Genomic DNA, 22,185 nt, shown 5'->3' with positions numbered 1-22,185 from the left:
GCTCGAAGTGCCGGCGGGCAGCCCGGCCGCCGGTCCGCCCGGATGCGTGGCCAGGGTCTGTCGTTTGGATCATGCCGGCGTCGCGGGGCCCTAGGTCATGACCGGCAGCCCGGCGGCCCTCCAGGCCTGGAAGCCGCCCACCAGGTCCGTGGCTCGCCGCAGGCCGAGTTGGCGCAGGGACACGGCGGCGAGGCTGGAGGCATAGCCCTCGTTGCAGATGACGACGACGCGCAGGTCGTGGCTCGTCGCCTCGGGGGCGCGGTGGCTGCCCTGGGGGTCGAGGCGCCACTCCAGTTCATTGCGCTCGACGACAAGAGCGCCGGGGATCAGCCCGTCCCGGTCGCGCAGCGCGGCGTACCGGATGTCCACGAGCAGGGCCTCACCGGCCTGCGCGGCCTCGAAGGCGTCCGCCGCCTCCACCCTGTCGAGGTCCACGCGGACCCGTTCCAGGAGTTCGTCGATGCCCAGGGGGCGTTCGGATGCCGAGCTCAACTCCAGTCCTCCGGTCGCTCGACCTGCTCCAGCCGCAGCACCTGGCCGGTACGGCTGTAGCGGCGGATCTGCGGCAGGGGCGGGTAGTAGGCATGCACCGAGACCGCATGCCGGTCGGGGGACTCGTTGAGCACCTCGTGCACATGGTGCTGCCCGAAGGAGCGTCCGGTGCCGGCGGGCAGCCGTCGCTCCCGGTCGACCCCCTCGGTCAGTTCCAGGGTCTTCCAGCCGTCGGAGGGCAGCCGGGCCGCGAGCGAGTTCTCCTTGAGTTCGCCCGACGCGGTGACAAAGGCGCCGCACGAGTCGGCGTGATCGTGCCAGCCGGTACCGGTGCCCGGCGGCCAGCCGATGAGCCAGGCCTCGCTGCCGCCCGGGCCCTCCAGGCGCATCCAGGTACGACCTTCGGGGTCCAGCGGGAGAGAGGTGATCAGCTCCGCATCGGCGGCCGTTCGGCGTACGAAGGCGAGCAGATCGGCCTGGGTGGGTGCCTGCGGCGGGGCGGAAACGGAGGCAGAAAGGGATGCAGACATCGGGTACCGTCCTGAGGGTTCGCGCGAGGCGCGCATCCGTCAGAACACGGCGCGCGCAGGTGAAAGAAGCGAGATCAGCAGGACGGGCGACACACGCAGCCCGCATAGCGGACAAGGTCCATATGGACCCTCCGCCACAGGTGCACACAGGTGTCGCTCACGATCCGGAGTACACCATGGCGGTGCGGTGCGGTCAACCGACAGTCACCATGTGGACGTCGTGGCAATCAGGTGTTCGGGCACATCGGGTCCTGCGTCTGACGCCCTGTCATCCGAAGGCCGCGCCTCCCGCACCGTCACCTCGCGCTCGCGGCCGCCTTCGCCGTCGACTGACCTCCCAGTGCCGCCTCCGCCGCCTGGTACAGGTCCGCCGGGCGCACTCCGCCCAGTGCCGTGACCAGATGGCCGTCCGGACGGATCAGGAGGACCGTGTGGGCGGCCGCGCCCGGGTAGCTCTCGGCGACCAGCAGTTCCGCGGGATGCGGCAGGGCCGTCACCGCGGCGGCCAGCCGGGGCATGATCCCGGCTGACACCCAGTGCTTGCGCTCCCACACACCTGTGCCCGGAGCGACCAGTACCACCAGCAGCGATCCACGCCCGAGCCGGTCCCGCAGCCGTACGAACGAGCCGTCCTCCGCGGTCACCCGCACATCCACGACCGGCGCCCCGGGCTCGGTGCCGACCGGCACCGCCGCCTCGGTGGGGGCGGGCGCGAGCGTGGAGGCGCCGTAGGCTCCCGGAGCCCCGAGCGGGCCGCGCCCGAGGTGGCCGTCCGCGAGCAGCGCCTCCTGCCCACGGGCTGAACCGGGCACGTACGAACGCAGTCCTCCGCCGCCGCGCAGCAGGGGCAGTGCCTGGTCGGCGGCGCGCAGCCGGGCGGCGACCGCGGTCCGGCGCTCCCCCTGGTAGCTGTCGAGCAGGGCCTCGTGCGGACCGTGGTGCCAGGCCAGTGCCAGCTTCCAGGCGAGGTTGTCGATGTCCCGGAGGCCCTCGTCCAGGCCCTGGGTGCCGAGCGCGCCGAGCAGATGCGCGGAGTCCCCGGCGAGGAAGACGCGGCCGGAGCGCCAGCGGCGGGCGAGCCGGTGGTGGACGATGTGCACCCCCGTGTCCAGCAGGTCGTACGCGGGGGTGGTGCCCCCGTTCCAGCCGGCCAGGGTCTCCCGGATGCGGGCGACCAGCAGTTCGGGCGTGACCAGGTCCTTGCCCGGCAGCAGCCAGTCCAGGCGCCACACGCCGTCCGGCAGGGGGCGTGCGGTGACCTCGCCGCCCGAAGGCCCCGACGTCCGCCAGGGCGGCATCCGGTGGAGTAACGCCTCACCGGCCCAAGGAAGTTCGGCGCGCAGCGCCGCGACGGCGTGACGCTCCACGGCCGTACGGCCCGGGAAGCGGATGTCCAGGAGCTTGCGCACGGTCGAGCGCGGTCCGTCGCAGCCGACCAGATGACTGCCGCGCCACCATATGGCGTTGGGTCCTCGGGTGTGTGCCGTCACGCCTGAAGGTTCCTGCTCCAGCAGGTCCAGCCGGCTCTCCACCGCGACCTTGACCAGCCGTTCGCCCGCGATGGCCTCGCGCAGGGCACCGGTCAGCACGTGCTGGGCGATGTGCAGCGGTGGGGGACCCTCGACGGTCCGGGGCCCTTCGGCCGTGCCCTCGCGGTCCTCGACGGCCCGCTCGACCGCGGAGCCGTAGCCGCCCGGGCGGTCCTGCCCGGCGCCGGGCGGTTCGAAGGCGACCTCCCGGATCACCTGCTTGCGCCGCATCGACCGCCATCCGGTCCAGCGCAGTCCGTACTCGCCGAGCGGCACCCCGGTCAGCCGTTCCATCAGCGCGGCGGTGTCCTCGGGCAGTACGACCGTGCGTGCGGGCCGCTGCTCGTCCTTGCCCGGCCCCTCGTCGAGGACCACGGACGGCACCTCCTGGCGCGCCAGCGCAAGGGCGAGCGAGAGCCCCACGGGCCCCGCGCCGACGATGATCACCGGGTCCACGGCGTGGCGCCCCCTGCCCGTGGCGGTGTCCCGTGGGACGCCTGTGAACAGGGGGTTGGAGCAGGGTGCACGATCACAGAACGTATGCAACCTATTGCCGGTGCTTGCGTCAAGCTACCGAGGCAGCGGCGGCCGGGCCGCTGCTCCGGTGTCGTACCTTCGGGTTGACAGCTCGTCAGGCGGCGGCGCCTGTCGACTCGGTACCTGCCATCGCCGCCGGCGGCAGTACCACGCCGGTGGACTTCTTGCCGCGCCGCAGCCGGCGCTCCAGCCAGCCCGCGAAGGTCGTGAGGCTGAAGTTGATCAACACGAAGATCAGTGCGACGACCGTGAAGCTGGCGATGGTGTTCGCGCCGTAGTACGAGCTCATCGTGTTGGCCGAGGCCAGCAGTTCGGAGAAGGTGAGGACGGCTCCGCCGAGTGCGGTGTCCTTCACGATCACAACGAGCTGACTGACGATGGCGGGCAGCATCGCGGTGACCGCCTGCGGCAGCAGGATCGACGTCATGGTCTGGGTCTTGCGAAGACCGATCGCGTGCGCGGCCTCCGTCTGGCCCTTGGGCAGGGCGAGGATGCCGGCCCGGACGATCTCCGCGAGCACGGAGGCGTTGTAGAGCACCAGGCCGGTGACGACGGCGTACAGCGGGCGGTCGTCCGAACTGACGCTGGTGTACTTGAAGAACAGTGCCACGCCGAAGATCATCAGAATCAGCACGGGGATGGCCCGGAAGAACTCGACCACCACGGCGGCCGGCACCCGGATCCAGGCGTGGTCGGACAGTCGCGCGATGCCGAAGACGGCGCCCAGCGGGAGCGCGATGATCATCGACAGCGCCGCGGCGATCAGGGTGTTCTTCAGGCCGGGCAGGATGTACGTGGTCCACGCCTCCGTGCCGGCGAAGAACGGCTTCCACTTCTCCCAGTCCAACTGCCCCTTGTCGTCGAGGCTCTTGAACACCCACCAGCCGGCCGCCGCGAGGACCAGCAGAAACACGATCGTATAGAGGACGTTGCGCCGTTTGGCCCGGGGGCCCTGGGCGTCGTACAGCACGGAGCTCATCGCTTCACCGCCACCTTCTTGCCCACCCAGCCGAGGATCAGGCCGGTCGGCAGCGTCAGGCACACGAAACCGAACGCGAACACCGCGGAGATCAGCAGCAGCTGGGCCTCGTTCTCGAGCATCTTCTTCATCAACAGGGCGGCCTCGGCCACGCCGATCGCGGCGGCGACCGTGGTGTTCTTGGTCAGGGCGATCAGAACGTTGGTCAGCGGGCCGACGACCGAGCGGAACGCCTGGGGCAGCACGATCAGTGTCAGGACCTGGGTGAAGCTCAGCCCGATGGCCCGGGCCGCCTCCGCCTGGCCGACCGGTACGGTGTTGATGCCGGCCCGGATCGCCTCGCAGACGAAGGCCGAGGTGTAGGCGATCAGACCGAGCACGGAGAGCCGGAAGTTGATGGTGTCGAAGTTGTGCGCACCGAGGCTGATGCCGAGGGTCTGGTTGAGGCCGAGCGAGGTGAACAGAATGATCACCGTGAGCGGGATGTTGCGCACGATGTTGACGTAGGCGGTACCGAAGCCGCGCATCAGGGGCACAGGACCGACGCGCATGGCGGCCAGCAGCGTCCCCCATATCAGGGAGCCGACGGCCGAGAGCAGGGTGAGCTGCACCGTCACCCAGAAGGCCCCCAGCAGGTCGTAACCTTCAAGAAAGTCGAACACGATCTCCCGCGCTTCCGCGTGTGGGTTGCCCCGGTGCGCCGCCCCCCGTGGGCGGCGCACCGGCCGGGCGATGACTCAGCTCTTGATGTCGCCGATCTTCGGCGCGGGCTCGTTCTTGTAGTTCGCGGGACCGAAGTTGGCCTGCACGGCCTTGTCCCAGGAACCGTCGGAGACCATGTCCTCGAGGGCCTTGTTGATCTTGTCCTTGAGGTCGCTGCCCTTCTTGACGCCGATGCCGTAGTTCTCGTTGGTCATCTTGAAGCCGCCGAGCTTGAACTTGCCCTTGAACTGGGCCTGGGAGGCATAGCCGGCCAGGATCGAGTCGTCCGTGGTCAGCGCGTCGATGGCCTTGTTCTGCAGACCGGTGAGGCAGGCCGAGTACGTCGGGTACTGCTGCAGGTCCGCCTTGGGCGCCAGCTTGTCCTTGACGTTCTGGGCCGAGGTCGAACCGGTCACCGAGCACAGCTTCTTGCTGTTGAGGTCGGCCGGCGTCTTGATCGCGCTGTCGTCGGCGCGGATCAGAACGTCCTGGTGGGCGAGCAGGTAGGGGCCCGCGAAGTCGACCTTCTGCTGGCGCTCCGGGGTGATCGAGTACGACGCGGTGATGAAGTCCACGTCACCGCGCTGCAGCATGGTCTCGCGGTCGGCGCTCTTGGACTCCTTCCACTCGATCTGGTCCTCGTTGTAGCCGAGCTTCTTCGCCACGTACTTGGCGACGTCGACGTCGAAGCCGGAGTAACCCTGCGGCGTCTTCTGGCCGATACCGGGCTGGTCGAACTTGATGCCGACGGTGATCTTCTTGCCGCCGCCCGAGCCGCTGTCGTCCTTGTCGCCCGAGCCACAGGCGGTCGCGGCGACGGCGAGCGCGAGGACGGCGGCCGAGGCGGCGGTGACCTTGCGGAGCTTCATGGTGAACATCCTTTGCGTGGTGATCAGATGCGGGCCCGGGGCCCGCGAGGCGGACCGCCGGTGGCGGACGCCCCGGCCGCCGTGCAGATGGGGTGGGCCGTCAGTGGTGCAGGATCTTCGACAGGAAGTCCTTCGCCCGGTCACTGCGCGGGTTGCTGAAGAACTGGTCCGGCGTGGCCTCTTCGACGATGCGGCCGTCGGCCATGAAGACCACGCGGTTGGCGGCGGAACGGGCGAAGCCCATCTCGTGCGTGACGACGACCATGGTCATGCCGTCCCGGGCGAGCTGTTGCATGACTTCGAGGACCTCGTTGATCATCTCGGGGTCCAGGGCGGAGGTCGGCTCGTCGAAGAGCATGACCTTGGGGTCCATCGCCAGCGCGCGGGCGATCGCGACACGCTGCTGCTGGCCGCCGGAGAGCTGTGCGGGGTACTTGTCCGCCTGGGTGCCGACCCCCACACGGTCGAGCAGGCCGCGCGCCTTCTCCTCAGCCTTGTGCTTGTCCGTCCGGCGGACCTTGACCTGACCCAGCATCACGTTCTCGAGCACCGTCTTGTGCGCGAAGAGGTTGAAGGACTGGAACACCATGCCGACGTCGGCGCGCAGCCGGGCCAGCTCACGGCCCTCGTCGGGCAGCGGCTTTCCGTCGATCAGGATCGTGCCGGAGTCGATCGCCTCCAGGCGGTTGATGGTGCGGCACAGAGTGGACTTCCCCGACCCCGAGGGGCCGATGACCACGACGACCTCGCCACGGGCGATGGTCAGGTCGATGTCCTGGAGCACGTGCAACGCGCCGAAGTGCTTGTTCACGCTGCTCAGGACGACCAGATCGTCGGTCGCGGCCACCGAGTCCTTGGCCACCGATACTTCGGTCATGTGCTCACTGGCTCCGTCCTCGCTCGGTTTCGGAGGACAGTAGTAAGGCCGTACGACCAGCGTCATTACATCTGAGGGAGATCTGAGCATCACAATCCGATAGCGGCCGGGCACGATCCGTAGTACCCGTGCGGGAGCGCGTACCGGCTGGATAACGGAAGCCCTCCGCAACCCGAAGCCTCTTGACGCCGTCCTTGTTCATCGGAGTGACTGCCATGGTGCACGCGCGCGGGTGGCCGCGTTCGCGTGATCGACGCTTTCCGGTACAAGACGTGAGCACGTACGCGTACGTGCCGGGAGCGGGACCGTAGGGCCGAGTAACCGGAGGGGGCCGGGCATGAGACTGCTTCTTGTCGAGGACGACAACCACGTCGCGGCCGCCCTGTCCGCGGTGCTGGCCCGGCACGGATTCGACGTCACACACGCCCGCAGCGGCGAGGAGGCGCTCCAGGCACTGGTGCCCGAGGGCGCCGGGTTCGGTGTCGTCCTGCTCGACCTCGGGCTGCCGGACCAGGACGGCTACGAGGTCTGCGCGAAGATCCGCAAGCGCACCGGCACCCCGGTGATCATGGTGACCGCACGCTCGGACGTGCGCTCCCGGATCCACGGCCTCAACCTGGGCGCCGACGACTACGTGGTCAAGCCGTACGACACCGGGGAACTGCTCGCACGTATCCATGCCGTCAGCCGGCGCACCCCCCTGCTGGACGACACGGGCGCCACCGAGACCGCGCTGCGTCTCGGCTCCGTGCACATCGAACTCCCCACGCGCCGCGTCAGCGTGGACGGTGCGGTGATACAGCTGACCCGCAAGGAGTTCGACCTGCTGGCCCTGCTCGCCCAGCGCCCGGGTGTGGTCTTCCGCCGCGAGCAGATCATCAGCGAGGTGTGGCAGACCAGCTGGGAGGGGACCGGGCGCACCCTCGAGGTGCATGTGGCCTCCTTGCGCTCCAAGTTGCGCATGCCCGCGCTGATCGAGACCGTGCGCGGCGTCGGGTACCGGCTCGTCGCCCCGGCCGCCTAGCGGGGCCGGGTGGGCGCACGACTGCTCCCGCTGCTCATCGTCCTGATGGCTGCCGTGCTGCTCGCACTGGGCGTGCCCCTCGCGGTGAGTCTCGCGGCCGCCCAGCAGCAAAGGGTCGTCGTCGACCGCATCGACGACACCGCGCGCTTCGCGGGCCTCGCCCAGTACGTCACCGACAGACCGGGGCCGACCGGCTCCCGGGTGGACGACAAGGACGAGCGCGGCGAGACGCTGCGCAAGGAACTCGCCAAGTACTACAGCGTGTACGGCATTCGGGCCGGTGTCTTCTACCGCGACGACGTACCCATGGCCAACGCGCCGGGGAACTGGTACCTGCCGCAACGGGGTGAGGGACGCAACGCGTTCAACGAGGCGCTCCTCGGGCGCCGCAGCCACGATCCGGAGCAGGTGTGGCCCTGGCAGCGCTCCCGGCTCGTGGTCGCCTCGCCGGTCATCCGCGACGGCGACGTCGTCGCGGTCGTGGTCACCGACTCGCCGACCGGGCAGATGCGGTCGAAGACGCTGCACGGCTGGCTCCTCGTCGGCGCGGGCGAGGTGGCCGCGATGCTGCTCGCCGTGGGCGCGGCGCTGCGCCTGACCGGCTGGGTCCTCAGGCCTGTGCGCGTCCTGGACGCGACCACCCACGACATCGCGACCGGTCGACTGAAGTCCCGGGTTGCCGCGGCCGGCGGACCGCCTGAACTCAGGCGTCTGGCCAGGTCGTTCAACGAGATGGCGGACAACGTCGAGGAGGTCCTGGAGCAGCAGCGCGCCTTCGTCGCCGACGCCTCCCACCAGCTGCGCAACCCGCTGTCCGCGCTGTTGCTGCGCATCGAGTTGCTCGCTCTCGAACTGCCCGAGGGCAACGAGGAGATCGCCTCGGTCCGCACCGAGGGCAAACGGCTCGCGGAAGTCCTGGACGATCTCCTCGACCTGGCGCTCGCCGAACACGCCGAGGCCGATCTCCGGCTCACCGACATCGGCGCGCTGGCCGCCGAGCGGGTCGCGGCCTGGGGCCCGGCCGCGGAGGCCAAGGGGGTGCGGCTCGTCGGGAGCTGCCCGCCCACCACCGCCTGGGCTGATCCCGTCACTCTGTCCAGCGCCCTGGACGCCGTCATCGACAACGCGGTGAAGTTCACGCCCGAGGGAGAGCGCGTCGACGTGGAGGTCGCGGCCGGCGGCGACAGCGCGACGGTCGTGGTCACGGACGGGGGCCCGGGACTCGGGGACGAGGAACTCGCCCGTGTCGGCGACCGCTTCTGGCGCAGCCCGGCCCACCAGAACATCAAGGGTTCCGGCCTCGGCCTGTCGATCTCCCGGGCGCTGCTGGAGGCGGGGGGCGGGTCGATCTCCTACGGGCATCACCAGCCGCACGGGCTGAAGGTGACGGTCGAAGTGCCACGAACGGGGACGCCGACGGGCCCCGCGGCCCGTAGTCAGGGCTTGATCGACCGGTAGTACCGGCGCGCGCCCTCGTGCAGATCCAGGGGGTCCGTGTAGATGGCCGTGCGCAGGTCGACCAACTGGGCTGCGTGTACCCGCGCGCCGATCCGGTCCCGGCTGTCGATCACCGTGCGGGTGAGCTTCTCGGTCAGGTCCGCGTCCATGTCCTGGCGGGTCATCAGCAGGTTGGCGACGGCCACGGTCTGCACGGAGGACCCCTGTTCGGAGTCCGGGTAGGCGTCGGCGGGCATCACGGCGGCCCGGTAGTAGCGCGACGCCCCGCCTTGCGCGTGCAGCTTCGCGACCAGATCACCGCCGATCGGCACCAGCCGGATCGCGGCGCGCTGCGAGAGCCCGGTGACCGCGCCGGTGGGGAGCCCGCCCGACCAGAAGAACGCGTCGATCTTGTGTTGCTGCAACAGCCGGGGCATGGTCCCGATGCCGTCGGACAGGGGCGCGATGTCCTTCTCCGGGTCGAGTCCGGCCGCCTTGAGCACGTTCTCCGCGATCAGCCGCACGCCCGAACCGGTCGGCCCCACGGCGACCTTGCGGCCCTTCAGGTCCGCCACGGACCGCACGGGGGACGAGCGCGGCACCACGAGGTGGACGTAGTCGTCGTAGAGCCGGGCGCAGCCGCGCAGCCGGTCGGCCCCGGGCTTCTTCTCCAGTTTGTAGGACTCCACCGCGTCGGCCGCCGCGATCGTGAAGTCGGCCTCTCCCGTCGCCACCCGTCGCACGTTCTCCTGCGACCCGTCGCTGTCCAGCAGCCGGACGTCCAGTTTCGGCATGTCCTTGGCGATCGCCTGCTGCAGCAGGATGCCGTACTTCTGGTAGACGCCGGTCGGGGTGCCGGTACTGAAGGTGACCGTGCCGCCAGGGGTCTCCTCGCCGAGCGGCAGCAGCCACCACAGCAGCAGCCCGCAGACCGCGAGCGCGGCCGCCGAGCCCAGCAGCGCGCGGCGTCGGCCGATCCGGGGGAGTGCCTGGAACATGCGCGCGATCCTGCCAGGCCGCGGGCCCTCTGACCAGGGCGGGGGCCCGGGGCCTTGCAGGCGCTCGGGCGCGGGCGACCGGTAGGGTCACCGGATGCGCCCTTCCCCCGCCTCCCTCGTCCGTGAGTTCCACCTGGCCTTCGGCCTCGACGTACGCACTGTGCCGACAGAGGTCTCCCCGGATCTGGCCGCGCACCGTGGGGAGCTGCTCGCCGAGGAGGCGTCGGAGGTCGCGGAGGTGGCCGTCACCGGCCCCCTCGACCGGCTGGCGCACGAGCTGGCGGACCTCGTGTACGTCGCCTACGGCACGGCTCTCGTGCACGGCATCGACCTCGACGCGGTGATCGCCGAGATCCACCGGGCCAACATGACCAAGATCGGCCCGAACGGCACTGTCTCCCGCCGGGCCGACGGCAAGGTCCTCAAGGGTGACCACTACCGCGCTCCGGACGTCACGGCGATCCTGCGCGAGCAGGGCTGGAGGACCCCGGAGTCGTAGGAGGCGAACCCGCTCGGCGGATTCCGGATCGCGGGCCCGCCTTCGACGATCACCAGGACTGTCACGGCTCCTACCGCACGACCGGGTCGGAGGCGGAGCACGGTGGCGGTGGTTTCCAGAACCCGTCCGCCGAGGCGCCGGCGGAGGCGGCCGGTGCCGAGCGAGCGACCGTCCGCCGGGTGGGACGCGTCGGTCAGGGGCTCGCGCAGTCGTAGCCGTAGGCCAGCGGTTCGCCGTGCACGCCGGGATGGCGTCGGTAGACGTACACCGCCTCCACCCGGACACCGTCCTCCGGGGCCTCGACCCGGCAGGGACAGGTCACCTGCAACACCGAGGGCCGCCCAGCGACCTGCATGTGCAGGCCGTCGGCGGGCCCTCCCGCGAGGACCGCAGTCTCCCACTTCGTCGCGACGTGAAGATCCATGGCTGTACTTTAAAGTTGCGGAATGTTTGAAGTGTTGTGAGTTCTGCCACGTGGTGTTCGCCGCGTGGCGCGCACGACCTACGACCGAGGCGGATCCGTCGGCACGGATGTCTCGAGCACCTCCAGCAACGCCCGCAGCGGCGCGCTCGCGCGACGGGTCGCGGAGACCGCGACCGAAAGCGTCCACCGCAGAGCGGGGTCCGCCAGCGGCAGGACGGCCAGCCCCCTGCTGTCCACTCCGGACGTGCTGTCGTGCAGGAAGGCGACGCCCAGTCCGGCCCGCACATAGGAGGCGACGGTGCCGACGTCGGTCGCCTCCAGCACCACCTGCCGATGCAGCCCGGCGCGGGCGAAGGCGCGATCCGTCACCTCGCGGTTGCCGTATCCGGGCGGGGTGTCGACGAACGGCTCCTCGACCAGTTCCGTCAGCTCGCGCGGCTCGTCCGACCGGGCCAGCGGGTGTTCGGCCGGAACGAGGAGCGCCATCGGCGCGGCGTAGATCTCACGCACGCGCAGTCCGGCCGGGGGATCGCCGGGCAGCGAGACGAAGGCCAGGTCCAGGCTGCCCGCGAGCAGCCGCTCCACGAGTCCCGCCGATCCACGGGGGGACACCGCGAGCCTCAGTGTCACCGCAGGGTGCAACCGGTGGAAGCGTCCCAGGAGCCCGGGGAGGTCGGGACGGACGAGCGAGGTGAACGTCCCGATGTGCAAAGTGCCCTGCAGCCGTCCTTCGCTCAGCTGCGCCGCCTCGCGTGCGGCCTGTGCGGCGTCCAGGGTGTTCCGGGCCTCGGGGAGCAGGGCGGCGCCCGCGGAGGTGAGGGTGACGCGCTGGGAGGACCGTTCGAACAGGGTCGGACCGAGCTCCCTCTCCAGTGAGCGGATCGCCGCCGAGACGGCCGACTGGACCACGTGCAGCCGCGCCGCCGCGCGCGTGAAGCTCAACTCCTCCGCGACGGCGACGAAGTACTCCAACTGTCGCAGCTCCATGGGCCGATTATGGCCGGACCCCACCGGCCGGGCATCTGCGTCCCTGATGGGAGCACCGAGGGAGATCGCCTGCGTGTGATGATCGGTGGCCCTCGGCTCGGACATCGGCGCCCGGCGGCACCCGCGCCGGTGCAGAGTCAGCAGGCCGGGCGGGGGAGCGCCGCCGACCGGGGTGGGCCGACTTCGGCAACCACCTACTCTTGAGCCATGACCAGCAGCAGCGACCGGAGCCCGGCAGTGGACGTTCCCAGCACTATGACGTACGAGATCCGAACCTACGGGTGCCAGATGAACGTCCACGATTCCGAGCGATTGTCCGGGCTGCTCGAAGAGGCCGGCTATGTGCGCGCGCCGGAGGGGTCGGACGGCGACGCGGACGTCGTCGTCTTCAACACGTGTGCCGTCCGCGAGAACGCCGACAACCGCCTCTACGGCAACCTCGGCCGCCTCGCGCCGCGCAAGGCCCAGCGGCCCGGCATGCAGATCGCCGTCGGCGGCTGCCTCGCGCAGAAGGACCGGGACACCATCGTGAAGAAGGCGCCCTGGGTGGACGTCGTCTTCGGTACGCACAACATCGGCAAGCTGCCCGTCCTGCTCGAACGCGCCCGTGTGCAGGAGGAGGCGCAGGTCGAGATCGCCGAGTCGCTGGAGGCCTTCCCCTCGACGCTGCCCACGCGCCGGGAGAGCGCGTACGCGGCATGGGTGTCGATCTCCGTCGGCTGCAACAACACCTGCACCTTCTGCATCGTCCCGGCCCTGCGCGGCAAGGAGAAGGACCGCAGGCCCGGCGACATCCTCGCGGAGGTCGAGGCCCTGGTCGCCGAAGGCGTCTCCGAGATCACGCTGCTCGGGCAGAACGTGAACGCGTACGGCTCCGACATCGGTGACCGCGAGGCCTTCAGCAAGCTGCTGCGCGCCTGCGGGCGGATCGAGGGCCTGGAGCGGGTCCGGTTCACCTCGCCGCACCCGCGCGACTTCACCGACGACGTCATCGCGGCCATGGCCGAGACGCCGAACGTGATGCCCCAACTGCACATGCCGCTGCAGTCCGGGTCGGACACGGTCCTGAGGGCGATGCGCCGCTCGTACCGGCAGGAGCGCTACCTGGGGATCATCGAGAAGGTGCGGGACGCCATCCCGCACGCCGCGATCACCACCGACATCATCGTGGGCTTCCCCGGCGAGACCGAGGAGGACTTCGAGCAGACGCTGCACGTGGTGCGCGAGGCGCGGTTCGCGCAGGCCTTCACCTTCCAGTACTCCAAGCGGCCCGGCACGCCCGCCGCCACCATGGACGACCAGATCCCCAAGGAGGTCGTCCAGGCGCGCTACGAGCGGCTCGTGGCCCTCCAGGAGGAGATCTCCTGGGACGAGAACAAGAAGCAGGTCGGCCGCACCCTCGAGCTGATGGTCGCCGAGGGCGAGGGCCGCAAGGACGGCGCGACGCACCGCCTGTCCGGGCGCGCCCCCGACAACCGCCTGGTCCATTTCACCAAGCCGGACGAGGAGGTCCGCCCCGGTGACGTGGTGACGGTGGAGATCACGTACGCCGCCCCGCACCACCTGCTCGCCGAGGGCTCGGTCCTGGGAGTGCGCCGTACGCCCGCGGGCGACGCGTGGGCGAGGCGGAACGCCGTGGAGGCCGCCAAGCCGACCGGTGTGATGCTCGGGCTGCCGCAGATCGGCGTTCCGCAGCCCCTGCCCGTGGCCGCCGGCTGCGGCTGCGACTGACCCGCCCGTCGCCGGCGTGCGTGGGGGTCCTCCGACCCCCGCCGCCGCGCCCGGCGCGAGCGGGCGTGTCAACGTTCCGCGGTGCATGCGGGGGAGTGACACGTCCCGCTCCGGCGGGGTTACGCTGCGGATCATGCTTGTCGCCGCCGCCGTGTGCCCGTGTCCGCCGCTGCTCGTGCCCGAGGTCGCCGCGGGTGCCGCGCCCGAACTGGACGGCGCCCGCGCCGCGTGCGTGGACGCACTGGGCGTGCTTGCGGCGGCCCGTCCCGACCGGCTGGTGGTCGTCGGCCCCGGCGACACCGGGACCTACCCGGAGGGCGCCCCGGGCTCGTTCGGCGGGTTCGGCGTCGACATCGACGTACGGCTGGGCGCGGGCACGACGGCCCCGGCGGCGTCCCGGCCGGGGCTTCCGACCTCGCTCGCCGTCGCGGCCTGGCTGCTGCGGCGCACGGGCTGGGCGGCCGCACCCGTCGAAGGGACGAGCGTCGCGGAAACACTTCCCCCGGCGCGGTGCGCCGAGGTGGGAGCCGAGCTCGCCGCACGGGACGGGCGGGCGGCCCTGCTGGTCATGGGCGACGGCAGCGCGTGCCGCTCGCTCAAGGCGCCGGGCTACCTCGACGAGCGCGCGGCGGGTTTCGACGCACAGGTCGCACGCGCCCTCGGGGGTGCGGACGTGGCGTCCCTGCAGGCGCTGGACGTGGAGCCGGCGCGGGAGCTGAAGGCGTGCGGCCGCGCCCCGTGGCAGATCCTCGCGGGTGCGGCCGCGGGTGCGGGACTCTCCGGCGCGCTGCTCTACGACGACGCGCCGTACGGAGTGGGCTACTTCGTGGCGGCCTGGTCGTAGCGCGAGCCCCGACCGGCCGCACTCCCGACGGGGGGGACGGCCGTGAGGCGGTTCACCCCGCGGCCGTCCGCCGGGGCGCCCCCGGTGTCCGGGGCGTGCTCAGGAGGCCGTGGGCGGCGGTGCGTCCGGTGGCGTCCCGTCGCCACCCGCGGGGCCGGTCTCCCGGTGCGCGATGCGCTCCATCGCGTCCTTCGCCTTGTCCGTACCGGTGTGGATCTTGTCGCTGTACTTGCCCTTGGTCCTCTCGTCGATCACCTTTGCGGCCTTTTCGAGGCCGCGATCGACCTTGCCCTCGTGCTGCTGCGCGAACTCCGAGACCTTGGCTTTCAGATTGTCCACGAGACGCATGATCCACCTTCCCTTGCGGGGGCAGTTATCTGCGGGCGCCCTCGTCGGCCTCGCTGTCGACGGCCTTCTCGGCGGACTGCTGCTTCGGGATCCCGACGGCCTGGTCGGCGGCCCGGGCGGACACCTCCACCGCGCCCTGCGACCCGGCTGCGGACGCGGTCGCGTCCCGGCCCTCGTCGGGCGCCTCCGCCCCGGCCGGAGCCGTCGGCCGTGTGGCCTCCACCGCGGCGGACCGGTCCTCCTCCGTCGTCCTCGGCCTCCGGAAAAGCCGTCCAAAAACGCCCATATCAACTCCATACATTACCCGTGCGGGCGAAATCCCGTGCAGCTCGGGGCGTCCGATTGCGTCGCCCGGGTCTTTTGCCCTCGAACCGGCGGCCGGACCTCGCTTCGGGCAACGAAGCCGCCTCAGGGGCGTCACGTAACTCGTTCGAGGCGGGGTGCGCAGGTTTGGGAGACTGTTGCGGTGAGTAGTACACCCCCCGCACCGCGGGTCATCGCCGTCGTCGGACCGACCGCGGCCGGAAAGTCCGATCTGGGCGTGTTCCTGGCGCAGCGTCTCGGCGGCGAGGTCGTCAACGCCGACTCCATGCAGCTCTACCGGGGGATGGACATCGGCACCGCCAAGCTGACGCCCGAGGAGCGCGGCGGTGTGCCTCACCATCTGCTGGACATCTGGGACGTGACGGTGACCGCGTCCGTGGCCGAGTACCAGCGCCTGGCCCGGGACCGGATCGACGCGCTGCTGGCCGAGGGCCGCTGGCCCGTCCTCGTGGGCGGATCCGGACTGTATGTGCGCGGTGCGGTCGACAATCTGGAGTTCCCGGGGACCGACCCCGAGGTGCGCGCCCGTCTCGAGGAGGAACTCACGGTGCGTGGTCCGGGGGCGCTGCACGCGCGCCTGGCGGCCGCCGACCCGGAGGCCGCGCACGCGATCCTGCCGAGCAACGGCCGCCGGATCGTCAGGGCCCTCGAGGTCATCGAGATCACCGGGCGGCCCTTCACCGCCAACCTCCCGGGTCACGACTCGTTCTACGACACGGTCCAGATCGGGGTCGACGTGGCGCGCCCCGAGCTCGACGAGCGCATCGCGCTCCGGGTCGACCGGATGTGGGAGGCGGGACTCGTCGACGAGGTGCGCGCCCTGGAGCAGCAGGGGCTGCGCGAGGGGCGTACGGCGTCGCGCGCGCTCGGATACCAGCAGGTGCTCGCTGCGCTCGCCGGGGAGTGCACGCTGGAAGAGGCGCGCGCCGAGACCGTGCGCGCGACCAAGCGCTTCGCGCGCCGTCAGGATTCCTGGTTCCGCCGGGACCCGCGTGTGCACTGGCTCAGTGGTGCCGCCACGGACCGTACGGAACTTCCGCACCTCGCGCTGGCGTTGGTCGAACGACCGGTTACAGCCTGATCACGTGATGGCATCGGGACGCTCGGGCCGTCATACGGGCCTCCGGCGGCATGCCATCATCGAGCTTCGATCGACCAAGTGGAGTCCGAGTTGGGAGGGCGCGTGGCGATGGAGGCCGGCCCTCGCGACACCGCGCAAGGCGCGGAGTACGACAGTGCCGAGGACGGAGAGCAGGGGCTCAGTTCCGACGGTCCCGATCAGGAGCCGCCGGGCGGTGTGACCGCCGACGGACCGGGCGCGGACGAGCTGGCCGCGGGTGCCGAGGTGGAGGTCGAACTGCGGCCGCAGCGCCGGCTGCGGATCTGGCAGCTCGCCCCCATCGTGGGGCTGGCCGCGCTCGGCTCCCTGATGTTCGCCTTCCCCCTGGCCTTCGAGTTCGGCGACGGCGGTGCCGTGGTCGCCATGCTCGGCCTGCTGATCTGCTCGTGCGCGGCCGGCTGGGGCATGATGGCCGCGCGCCGCGTCGGATACGCCTGGCCCGGTCTGTCACCGAGCGGCTCACGGCGGAGCGCCGACTGGCGGGTGGCCCTCGTCTACGCGGTGGTCGTCGCCGCGGTCGTGGTGCTGGCCGTGTGGCGCGTCGCCAGACTGCGCTGACGCCGCTGTCCGCAGAGCGGGCCGGTCGTCGCGGTCGGCCGGCCGGGACCGCCCGCCGCGGCGTGTCGGGGCAACCCGTACGATCGAGGAATGAGCACGCGGATCGCCTTCCTCAAGGGTCACGGCACGGAGAACGACTTCGTGATCGTCCCCGACCCCGAGAACGCCGTCGAGCTGCCCCCGGCCGCAGTCGCCGCCCTGTGCGACCGCCGCGCGGGCATCGGTGGCGACGGTCTGCTGCACGTCGTGCGATCCGCGGCGCACCCCGAGGCCCGTGCGATGGCGGCCGAGGCGGAGTGGTTCATGGACTACCGCAACGCGGACGGCTCGGTCGCGGAGATGTGCGGCAACGGCGTGCGCGTCTTCGCGCGCTACCTCCAGCGTGCGGGGTACGTGGCCGAGGGGGACCTCGCCGTCGCGACCCGCGGGGGCGTGAAGACCGTGCACATCGCGAAGAGCGGGACCGGCGGCGACTCGGCCGAGGGGGACGTCACCGTCGGCATGGGGAGGGCGGTCCTGCCCGAGGGAGACGTCGAGGTGAGCGTCGGCGAGCGCACCTGGCCGGCCCGCAACGTGAACATGGGCAACCCCCACGCGGTCGCCTTCGTCGACGACCTCGCGGACGCCGGCCACCTGTACGACGCGCCCCCGTTCCGCCCGGCGTCGGCCTACCCGGACGGGGTGAACGTGGAATTCGTGGTCGACCGGGCACCCCGGCACGTCGCGATGCGGGTCCACGAGCGCGGTTCCGGCGAGACCCGCTCGTGCGGCACGGGTGCGTGCGCGGTCGCCGTGGCCACCGCCCGCCGTGACGGTGCCGACCCGGCCGTCACCGGTGTCCCGGCGACCTACACCGTGGACGTCCCGGGAGGCACCTTGGTGATCACCGAGCACCCGGACGGCCGGATCGAGATGACCGGGCCCGCGGTGATCGTCGCCGAGGGCGAGATCGACACCGCATGGCTCGCCGCCGTGACCCGCTGACGCGTGAGGGCCGGCGGGCTTCTGCCGGCCGACGCGACCCCAGGGGGTGAACGGGCGGCGCTGTGAAGCACGGTGTGGCACACGAGCGAAGACACGCCATGGCGCCAACTGGCCGGAATGCGCGGCCGTTCGGTTGATCGGACGACTCCGTATCGCAGTCCGGAGGGACCGGGACACTGTGATCCGAAGTTCTGGGGCCTGGGGGACGAGAGAATCGACGGTCCACCCCGTTGCCCTTGGCGAAAAACCGTAAACGTGCGGAACCTTCGCTCGAATGGGTGATCCGTTTCACGCTCGACGAGAGCCGGTCGGGCGCGCGTGATGGGCTCGGTAGCATCAAGCACCGGCCCGGACGGGGGATCGTCACCATCCCCTGCGCCGCGTACGCCATGGGGCACCCGTCCGCCGGTCGACGCAGCCGGAGGTGCCCAATGAGTGCGGAGGCCACGAACCCTGCCACGCCCGCCCCCGCGACACCGGGGACGCACCGCAGGAAGAGCCGCCCCCGGATCGATCTGCGCCGTCTGGGACGGGCGGCCCTGCTGGGCCCGGCCACCCGCGACCGGCTGCCCGACGCCATCGGCCACGTCGCCGAGGCGCACCGTGCCCATTACCCCGACGCGGACCTCGAACTGCTGCGCCGTGCCTATCTGTTGGCGGAGACCTCGCACCGTGGGCAGATGCGCAAGAGCGGCGAGCCGTACATCACGCACCCCCTCGCCGTGACCCTGATCCTCGCCGAACTGGGTGCCGAGACGACCACGTTGACCGCCTCACTGCTGCACGACACCGTCGAGGACACGGACGTCACCCTCGATCAGGTGCGCGAGGAGTTCGGCGAGGAGGTGCGCTATCTCGTCGACGGCGTCACCAAACTGGAGAAGGTCGACTACGGGGCGGCCGCCGAGCCCGAGACCTTCCGCAAGATGCTCGTGGCCACCGGGAGCGACGTCCGGGTGATGTCGATCAAACTCGCCGACCGGCTGCACAACATGCGCACCCTCGGCGTGATGCGCCGCGAGAAGCAGGAACGCATCGCCAAGGTCACCCGGGACGTGCTCATCCCGCTCGCCGAACGCCTCGGTGTCCAGGCACTCAAGACCGAACTCGAGGACCTCGTCTTCGCGGTGCTGCACCCCGAGGAGTACGAGCACACCAGGGAACTGATCGTCGAGAACGCCGCGCACGGCGACGACCCGCTCGCCGAGATGGCGGAGCAGGCGCGGGCCGTCCTGCGCGAGGCGGGGATCCCGGCCGAAGTCCTGATCAGACCACGGCACTTCGTCTCGGTCCATCGCATCTCGCGCAAGCGCGGCCGACTGCGTGGCGCGGACTTCGGGCGCCTGCTCGTCCTTGTGAACGAGGACGCCGACTGCTACGGGGTCCTCGGCGAACTGCACACCTGTATGACTCCGGTGGTCTCGGAGTTCAAGGACTTCATCGCGGTTCCCAAGTTCAACCTGTACCAGTCACTGCACACCGCGATCGCGCGCGAGGACGGCGAGGTCGCCGAAGTCCTCATCCGTACGCACCAGATGCACAAGGTGGCAGAGGCGGGTGTGGTCGCGCTCGGCAATCCCTACGCCCCCGCCTCCGACGACCCGGCCGACGGCGAGCGGGCCGACCCCACCCGCCCCGGCTGGCTGTCCCGGCTTCTGGTGTGGCAGGAGGCGGCCCCGGACACCGACACCTTCTGGTCGACGCTGCGCGAGGACCTCGCCCAGGACCGGGAGATCACCGTGTTCCGGCCGGACGGGGGCGCGCTGGGGCTGCCGGAGGGCTCCAGCTGCGTGGACGCCGCGTACGCGCAGTACGGCGAGGACGCCCACGCCTGCATCGGGGCCCGCGTCAACGGCCGTCTGGCGACCCTGAGCACGGTGCTCAAGGACGGCGACACCGTGCAACTCCTCATGGGGCAGGACCCGGCCTCGGAGCCGTCCCGGGAGTGGCTGGAGCACGCCCGCACCCCGTCCGCGCGCATCGCCATCCAGCGCCGGCTGGCGGCCCGTCCGGGGCCGGAGGGCCCGTCCGAGGACGGGCTCGACCCGGGCGATGTGCGGTACCGCGCCGAGACGTCGGCGGACGGCGGCGCAACCCTCGGGCCCGCCTCCCGCCCGCCCGCGCTCCCCGCCCACCCCACCCCGGAGGCCTCCGGCGCATCGGAGGCCAACGCCGTCGTCGATCTGCCAGGAGCCTCCGTACGCCTGGCGGGCTGTTGTACGCCCGTGCCTCCCGACGAGGTCACCGGCTTCGCCGTGCGCGGCGGTGTGGTGACCGTCCATCGTGTCGAATGCGCCGGAGTCGCGCGCATGAAGGGCGCGGGCCGTGCGGAGGTCGGCGTGCACTGGGGCGAGACGGCCGAGTGCCGGGTCACGCTCGTCGCCGAGTCCTTCGTCCGCCCCCACCTCCTCGCGGACCTCACCGAGGCGATCGCCCTGCAAGGCGTCGGGATCGTCTCGGCGACCGTCGAGCCCCCGAGCCAACAGCGGGTGCGCCACACGTACACGCTCCAGCTTCCGGACGCCTCCCACCTGCCGGCCCTAATGCGGGCGATGCGGAACGTCGCCGGTGTCTATGACGTCGGCCGGGCGCAGCACCCCGCGGCCGCCCAGTAACCTTGTATGACAAGTGAGTTGAGGGTGGAACATCGACGCTGAACCCGTTCGAGTGTGACCGGTGCGCGTCGTCACCGCGCGGCGGGCATGCGCTGGTAGCGGTGGTCCATGCCGCACAGCCTCCGTTCCGCGATCCCCCGTTCCCGCCGTACCACAGCCGCCCTTCTCGCCTGCGCCGTCTCCGGCTGCCTGATCGCCGCGAGCGCGCCCTCGCCCGCGACACCACTGGGCATCGGCGACCCCCTCTTCCCGACGCTCGGCAACCCGGGCTACGACGTGAAGTCGTACGACCTGTCCTTCACCTATCCCGGCAGCAACAACAAGCCCCTCACCGCCGTGACCAGGATCAAGGCGCGGGCCACCCAGCGACTGGAGAGCGTCAACCTCGACTTCGCGCACGGCACGGTCCAGTCCGTCGACGTCAACGGCCTGCCCGCGTCCTTCACCAGCGCGGGAGAGGACCTGGTGATCACACCGGCCGTACCGCTGCCCAGGGGCGGCACACTGCGGATCACCGTGCGGCACACCAGCGACCCCGTGTCCACGAAGGGCGAGGACGGAGGCTGGGTACAGACCGAGGACGGACTCGTGATGGCCAACCAGGCAGACGCCGCCCATCTGGTCTTCCCGTGCAACGATCACCCCTCCGACAAGGCGATGTTCACCTTCCACGTGACCGCGCCGGACACCTACACGGCCGTGGCGAACGGTGTGGTCCGGGGGGTCGAGCGGACCGGCGGGGCCACTACCTGGAACTACCGCACGCGGCACCCGATGGCGACCGAGCTCGCCCAGGTCTCCATCGGCCGCAGCACCGTCCTGCACCGCCGGGGACCGCACGGACTGCCCCTGCGCGACGTCGTACCCGCCGAGGACGCGGCGGTCCTCGAACCGTGGCTGAAGAAGACCTCCGACCAGATCGCATGGATGGAGAAGAAGGTCGGCCGCTTCCCCTTCGAGACGTACGGGCTGCTGATCGCCCAGGCGCGGACCGGCTTCGAGCTGGAGACGCAGACACTCTCCCTCTTCGAGAAGGGGGTGTTCACCGAGCCCGCCTATCCCGCCTGGTACGTCGAATCGATCATGGTGCATGAACTGTCCCACCAGTGGTTCGGCGACAGCGTCAGCCCGCGCGGCTGGTCCGATCTGTGGCTGAACGAGGGGCATGCCACCTGGTACGAGGCCCTGTACGCGGACGAGACCGGGCACCGGCCCCTGGAGACCCGTATGAAGGCGGCGTACGCCCGCTCCGACCAGTGGCGGGCGACCGGTGGACCGCCCGCCGACCCCAGGCCGGCGAAGCCCGGTCAGAAGATCAGCCTCTTCCGGCCCAACGTCTACGACGGCTCCGCGCTGGTCCTGTACGCGCTGCGCCAGAAGATCGGGAACCGCGCCTTCGAGCGCCTGGAGCGGGCCTGGGTGGCCGTGCACAGGGACGGCACGGCCGACACGGCGGATTTCGAGCACCTGGCGTCCGTCGTCGCCGGACGTGATCTGACCTCGTTCTTCGAGGGCTGGCTGCACGGCGAGAAGACCCCGCCGATGCCGGGGCACCCGGACTGGAAGCTCGACGCCGTGCGAGCCCCCAAGGCCACGCGATAAGTCGGGTGACGCGGCGAGCCGCGCCGTGCGACCATCGTCGGGTCGGCGGCGCGGCCCTCGGGGCGGCGGGCGGCCGGGAATGTCCCGGACCGCTCGAGCGTTGTCCCTGGTGCCGTGAGGTGTGGCCGAGATTGGCGCACACATCACCGCGAACGCTGTCCCAACGACGTAAGGA

23 protein-coding genes are annotated in these 22,185 nt (G+C 71.0%); 10 read left to right on the top strand and 13 right to left on the bottom strand.

Annotated features, from left to right (window positions below):
• Positions 1 to 90 precede the first annotated feature (90 nt).
• From RCR19_RS10375 to RCR19_RS10340, 8 genes are all read right to left on the bottom strand, one after another.
• Positions 91 to 492, bottom strand: coding sequence for a rhodanese-like domain-containing protein (locus tag RCR19_RS10375; RefSeq protein ID WP_331264887.1), 402 nt, complete (start codon positions 490 to 492; stop codon positions 91 to 93).
• Positions 489 to 1,022 carry a cysteine dioxygenase gene (locus RCR19_RS10370; protein WP_331264886.1) on the bottom strand — a complete coding sequence of 178 codons (534 nt, stop codon included), beginning with the start codon at positions 1,020 to 1,022 and terminating at the stop codon, positions 489 to 491. The genes RCR19_RS10375 and RCR19_RS10370 overlap by 4 nt, the downstream gene beginning before the upstream one ends.
• Positions 1,023 to 1,096: 74 nt before the next feature.
• Positions 1,097 to 1,168, bottom strand: a complete 72-nt coding sequence (locus tag RCR19_RS10365) for a putative leader peptide (RefSeq protein WP_311710492.1) — start codon at positions 1,166 to 1,168, stop codon at positions 1,097 to 1,099.
• 150 nt (positions 1,169 to 1,318) lie between these two features.
• Positions 1,319 to 3,007: an FAD-dependent monooxygenase gene (locus RCR19_RS10360; protein WP_331264885.1), complete on the bottom strand. Its 1,689-nt coding sequence runs from the start codon at positions 3,005 to 3,007 to the stop codon at positions 1,319 to 1,321.
• Between the two features lie 175 nt (positions 3,008 to 3,182).
• Positions 3,183 to 4,067, bottom strand: a complete 885-nt coding sequence (locus RCR19_RS10355; RefSeq protein WP_331264884.1) for an amino acid ABC transporter permease — start codon at positions 4,065 to 4,067, stop codon at positions 3,183 to 3,185.
• Complete coding sequence (locus tag RCR19_RS10350) at positions 4,064 to 4,729, bottom strand: amino acid ABC transporter permease (RefSeq protein ID WP_331264883.1); 666 nt, start codon at positions 4,727 to 4,729, stop codon at positions 4,064 to 4,066. Before RCR19_RS10350 ends, RCR19_RS10355 begins: the two co-directional genes overlap by 4 nt.
• A gap of 75 nt (positions 4,730 to 4,804) precedes the next feature.
• Complete coding sequence (locus RCR19_RS10345) at positions 4,805 to 5,638, bottom strand: glutamate ABC transporter substrate-binding protein (protein WP_331264882.1); 834 nt, start codon at positions 5,636 to 5,638, stop codon at positions 4,805 to 4,807.
• A 100-nt stretch (positions 5,639 to 5,738) separates the two neighbouring features.
• Positions 5,739 to 6,515, bottom strand: coding sequence for an amino acid ABC transporter ATP-binding protein (locus tag RCR19_RS10340; RefSeq protein ID WP_059132070.1), 777 nt, complete (start codon positions 6,513 to 6,515; stop codon positions 5,739 to 5,741).
• A gap of 337 nt (positions 6,516 to 6,852) precedes the next feature.
• On the opposite strand from RCR19_RS10340, the gene RCR19_RS10335 reads away from it, so the two are divergent.
• Both RCR19_RS10335 and RCR19_RS10330 read left to right on the top strand, forming a co-directional pair.
• Positions 6,853 to 7,539 carry a response regulator transcription factor gene (locus RCR19_RS10335; protein ID WP_331264881.1) on the top strand — a complete coding sequence of 229 codons (687 nt, stop codon included), beginning with the start codon at positions 6,853 to 6,855 and terminating at the stop codon, positions 7,537 to 7,539.
• Between the two features lie 9 nt (positions 7,540 to 7,548).
• Positions 7,549 to 8,997, top strand: coding sequence for a HAMP domain-containing sensor histidine kinase (locus RCR19_RS10330; RefSeq protein WP_331264880.1), 1,449 nt, complete (start codon positions 7,549 to 7,551; stop codon positions 8,995 to 8,997).
• Here the strand turns inward: RCR19_RS10330 and RCR19_RS10325 are convergent.
• Positions 8,976 to 9,974 (bottom strand): TAXI family TRAP transporter solute-binding subunit, encoded by a 999-nt coding sequence (locus RCR19_RS10325; RefSeq protein ID WP_331264879.1) that lies wholly within the window; start codon positions 9,972 to 9,974, stop codon positions 8,976 to 8,978. The two genes, RCR19_RS10330 and RCR19_RS10325, sit on opposite strands and share 22 nt — an antisense overlap.
• A 94-nt stretch (positions 9,975 to 10,068) precedes the next feature.
• On the opposite strand from RCR19_RS10325, the gene RCR19_RS10320 reads away from it, so the two are divergent.
• Entirely contained in the window at positions 10,069 to 10,473 is a 405-nt protein-coding gene (locus RCR19_RS10320) for a MazG nucleotide pyrophosphohydrolase domain-containing protein (protein ID WP_331264878.1), read from the top strand.
• A gap of 193 nt (positions 10,474 to 10,666) precedes the next feature.
• Here the strand turns inward: RCR19_RS10320 and RCR19_RS10315 are convergent, their stop codons facing one another.
• Both RCR19_RS10315 and RCR19_RS10310 read right to left on the bottom strand, forming a co-directional pair.
• The gene (locus RCR19_RS10315; RefSeq protein WP_331264877.1) at positions 10,667 to 10,897 is read right to left on the bottom strand and encodes a hypothetical protein; all 231 of its coding nucleotides are present in this window, start codon (positions 10,895 to 10,897) and stop codon (positions 10,667 to 10,669) included.
• A 78-nt stretch (positions 10,898 to 10,975) separates the two neighbouring features.
• A complete protein-coding gene (locus tag RCR19_RS10310) occupies positions 10,976 to 11,884 on the bottom strand; it encodes a LysR family transcriptional regulator (RefSeq protein ID WP_331264876.1) in 909 nt (302 codons plus the stop codon).
• 207 nt (positions 11,885 to 12,091) lie between these two features.
• On the opposite strand from RCR19_RS10310, the gene miaB reads away from it, so the two are divergent.
• Positions 12,092 to 13,615, top strand: a complete 1,524-nt coding sequence (gene miaB, locus RCR19_RS10305) for a tRNA (N6-isopentenyl adenosine(37)-C2)-methylthiotransferase MiaB (RefSeq protein WP_331264875.1) — start codon at positions 12,092 to 12,094, stop codon at positions 13,613 to 13,615.
• 133 nt (positions 13,616 to 13,748) lie between these two features.
• Entirely contained in the window at positions 13,749 to 14,459 is a 711-nt protein-coding gene (locus RCR19_RS10300; RefSeq protein WP_331264874.1) for a class III extradiol dioxygenase subunit B-like domain-containing protein, read from the top strand.
• A 99-nt stretch (positions 14,460 to 14,558) separates the two neighbouring features.
• On the opposite strand, the gene RCR19_RS10295 is transcribed toward RCR19_RS10300, so the two are convergent.
• The gene (locus RCR19_RS10295) at positions 14,559 to 14,807 is read right to left on the bottom strand and encodes an antitoxin (RefSeq protein WP_059132078.1); all 249 of its coding nucleotides are present in this window, start codon (positions 14,805 to 14,807) and stop codon (positions 14,559 to 14,561) included.
• 25 nt (positions 14,808 to 14,832) lie between these two features.
• Positions 14,833 to 15,030, bottom strand: a complete 198-nt coding sequence (locus tag RCR19_RS10290) for a gliding motility protein (protein WP_331264873.1) — start codon at positions 15,028 to 15,030, stop codon at positions 14,833 to 14,835.
• 243 nt (positions 15,031 to 15,273) lie between these two features.
• Here RCR19_RS10290 and miaA point away from each other — a divergent pair, with 243 nt between their 5' ends.
• From miaA to RCR19_RS10265, 5 genes are all read left to right on the top strand, one after another.
• A complete protein-coding gene (gene miaA / locus RCR19_RS10285) occupies positions 15,274 to 16,212 on the top strand; it encodes a tRNA (adenosine(37)-N6)-dimethylallyltransferase MiaA (protein ID WP_331264872.1) in 939 nt (312 codons plus the stop codon).
• Positions 16,213 to 16,320: 108 nt separating this feature from the next.
• A complete protein-coding gene (locus RCR19_RS10280) occupies positions 16,321 to 16,809 on the top strand; it encodes a hypothetical protein (RefSeq protein ID WP_331269400.1) in 489 nt (162 codons plus the stop codon).
• A gap of 90 nt (positions 16,810 to 16,899) precedes the next feature.
• Positions 16,900 to 17,793, top strand: coding sequence for a diaminopimelate epimerase (dapF, locus tag RCR19_RS10275; protein ID WP_331264871.1), 894 nt, complete (start codon positions 16,900 to 16,902; stop codon positions 17,791 to 17,793).
• 431 nt (positions 17,794 to 18,224) lie between these two features.
• Positions 18,225 to 20,408, top strand: a complete 2,184-nt coding sequence (locus RCR19_RS10270; protein ID WP_331264870.1) for an HD domain-containing protein — start codon at positions 18,225 to 18,227, stop codon at positions 20,406 to 20,408.
• Between the two features lie 108 nt (positions 20,409 to 20,516).
• Positions 20,517 to 22,010, top strand: coding sequence for a M1 family metallopeptidase (locus RCR19_RS10265; RefSeq protein WP_331264869.1), 1,494 nt, complete (start codon positions 20,517 to 20,519; stop codon positions 22,008 to 22,010).
• Positions 22,011 to 22,185: the final 175 nt, after the last annotated feature.

It is taken from the genome of Streptomyces sp. WAC07094, assembly GCF_036320405.1.
Classification (GTDB): Bacteria; Actinomycetota; Actinomycetes; order Streptomycetales; family Streptomycetaceae; genus Streptomyces; species Streptomyces lannensis.
The sequence above is the reverse complement of the archived record's forward strand: the minus strand, read 5'-3'. Positions and strand labels throughout refer to the sequence as shown.

Excerpts from the sequence above, each read along its gene's own strand:
- RCR19_RS10370 (WP_331264886.1), bottom strand. The coding sequence starts at position 1,022 with ATGTCTGCATCCCTTTCTGCCTCCGTTTCCGCCCCGCCGCAGGCACCC.
- RCR19_RS10355 (WP_331264884.1), bottom strand. The coding sequence starts at position 4,067 with ATGAGCTCCGTGCTGTACGACGCCCAGGGCCCCCGGGCCAAACGGCGC.
- RCR19_RS10345 (WP_331264882.1), bottom strand. The coding sequence starts at position 5,638 with ATGAAGCTCCGCAAGGTCACCGCCGCCTCGGCCGCCGTCCTCGCGCTC.
- RCR19_RS10340 (WP_059132070.1), bottom strand. The coding sequence starts at position 6,515 with ATGACCGAAGTATCGGTGGCCAAGGACTCGGTGGCCGCGACCGACGAT.
- RCR19_RS10335 (WP_331264881.1), top strand. The coding sequence starts at position 6,853 with ATGAGACTGCTTCTTGTCGAGGACGACAACCACGTCGCGGCCGCCCTG.
- RCR19_RS10325 (WP_331264879.1), bottom strand. The coding sequence starts at position 9,974 with ATGTTCCAGGCACTCCCCCGGATCGGCCGACGCCGCGCGCTGCTGGGC.
- RCR19_RS10320 (WP_331264878.1), top strand. The coding sequence starts at position 10,069 with ATGCGCCCTTCCCCCGCCTCCCTCGTCCGTGAGTTCCACCTGGCCTTC.
- RCR19_RS10315 (WP_331264877.1), bottom strand. The coding sequence starts at position 10,897 with ATGGATCTTCACGTCGCGACGAAGTGGGAGACTGCGGTCCTCGCGGGA.
- RCR19_RS10310 (WP_331264876.1), bottom strand. The coding sequence starts at position 11,884 with ATGGAGCTGCGACAGTTGGAGTACTTCGTCGCCGTCGCGGAGGAGTTG.
- miaB (WP_331264875.1), top strand. The coding sequence starts at position 12,092 with ATGACCAGCAGCAGCGACCGGAGCCCGGCAGTGGACGTTCCCAGCACT.
- RCR19_RS10300 (WP_331264874.1), top strand. The coding sequence starts at position 13,749 with ATGCTTGTCGCCGCCGCCGTGTGCCCGTGTCCGCCGCTGCTCGTGCCC.
- RCR19_RS10295 (WP_059132078.1), bottom strand. The coding sequence starts at position 14,807 with ATGCGTCTCGTGGACAATCTGAAAGCCAAGGTCTCGGAGTTCGCGCAG.
- RCR19_RS10280 (WP_331269400.1), top strand. The coding sequence starts at position 16,321 with ATGGAGGCCGGCCCTCGCGACACCGCGCAAGGCGCGGAGTACGACAGT.
- dapF (WP_331264871.1), top strand. The coding sequence starts at position 16,900 with ATGAGCACGCGGATCGCCTTCCTCAAGGGTCACGGCACGGAGAACGAC.
- RCR19_RS10270 (WP_331264870.1), top strand. The coding sequence starts at position 18,225 with ATGAGTGCGGAGGCCACGAACCCTGCCACGCCCGCCCCCGCGACACCG.
- RCR19_RS10265 (WP_331264869.1), top strand. The coding sequence starts at position 20,517 with ATGCCGCACAGCCTCCGTTCCGCGATCCCCCGTTCCCGCCGTACCACA.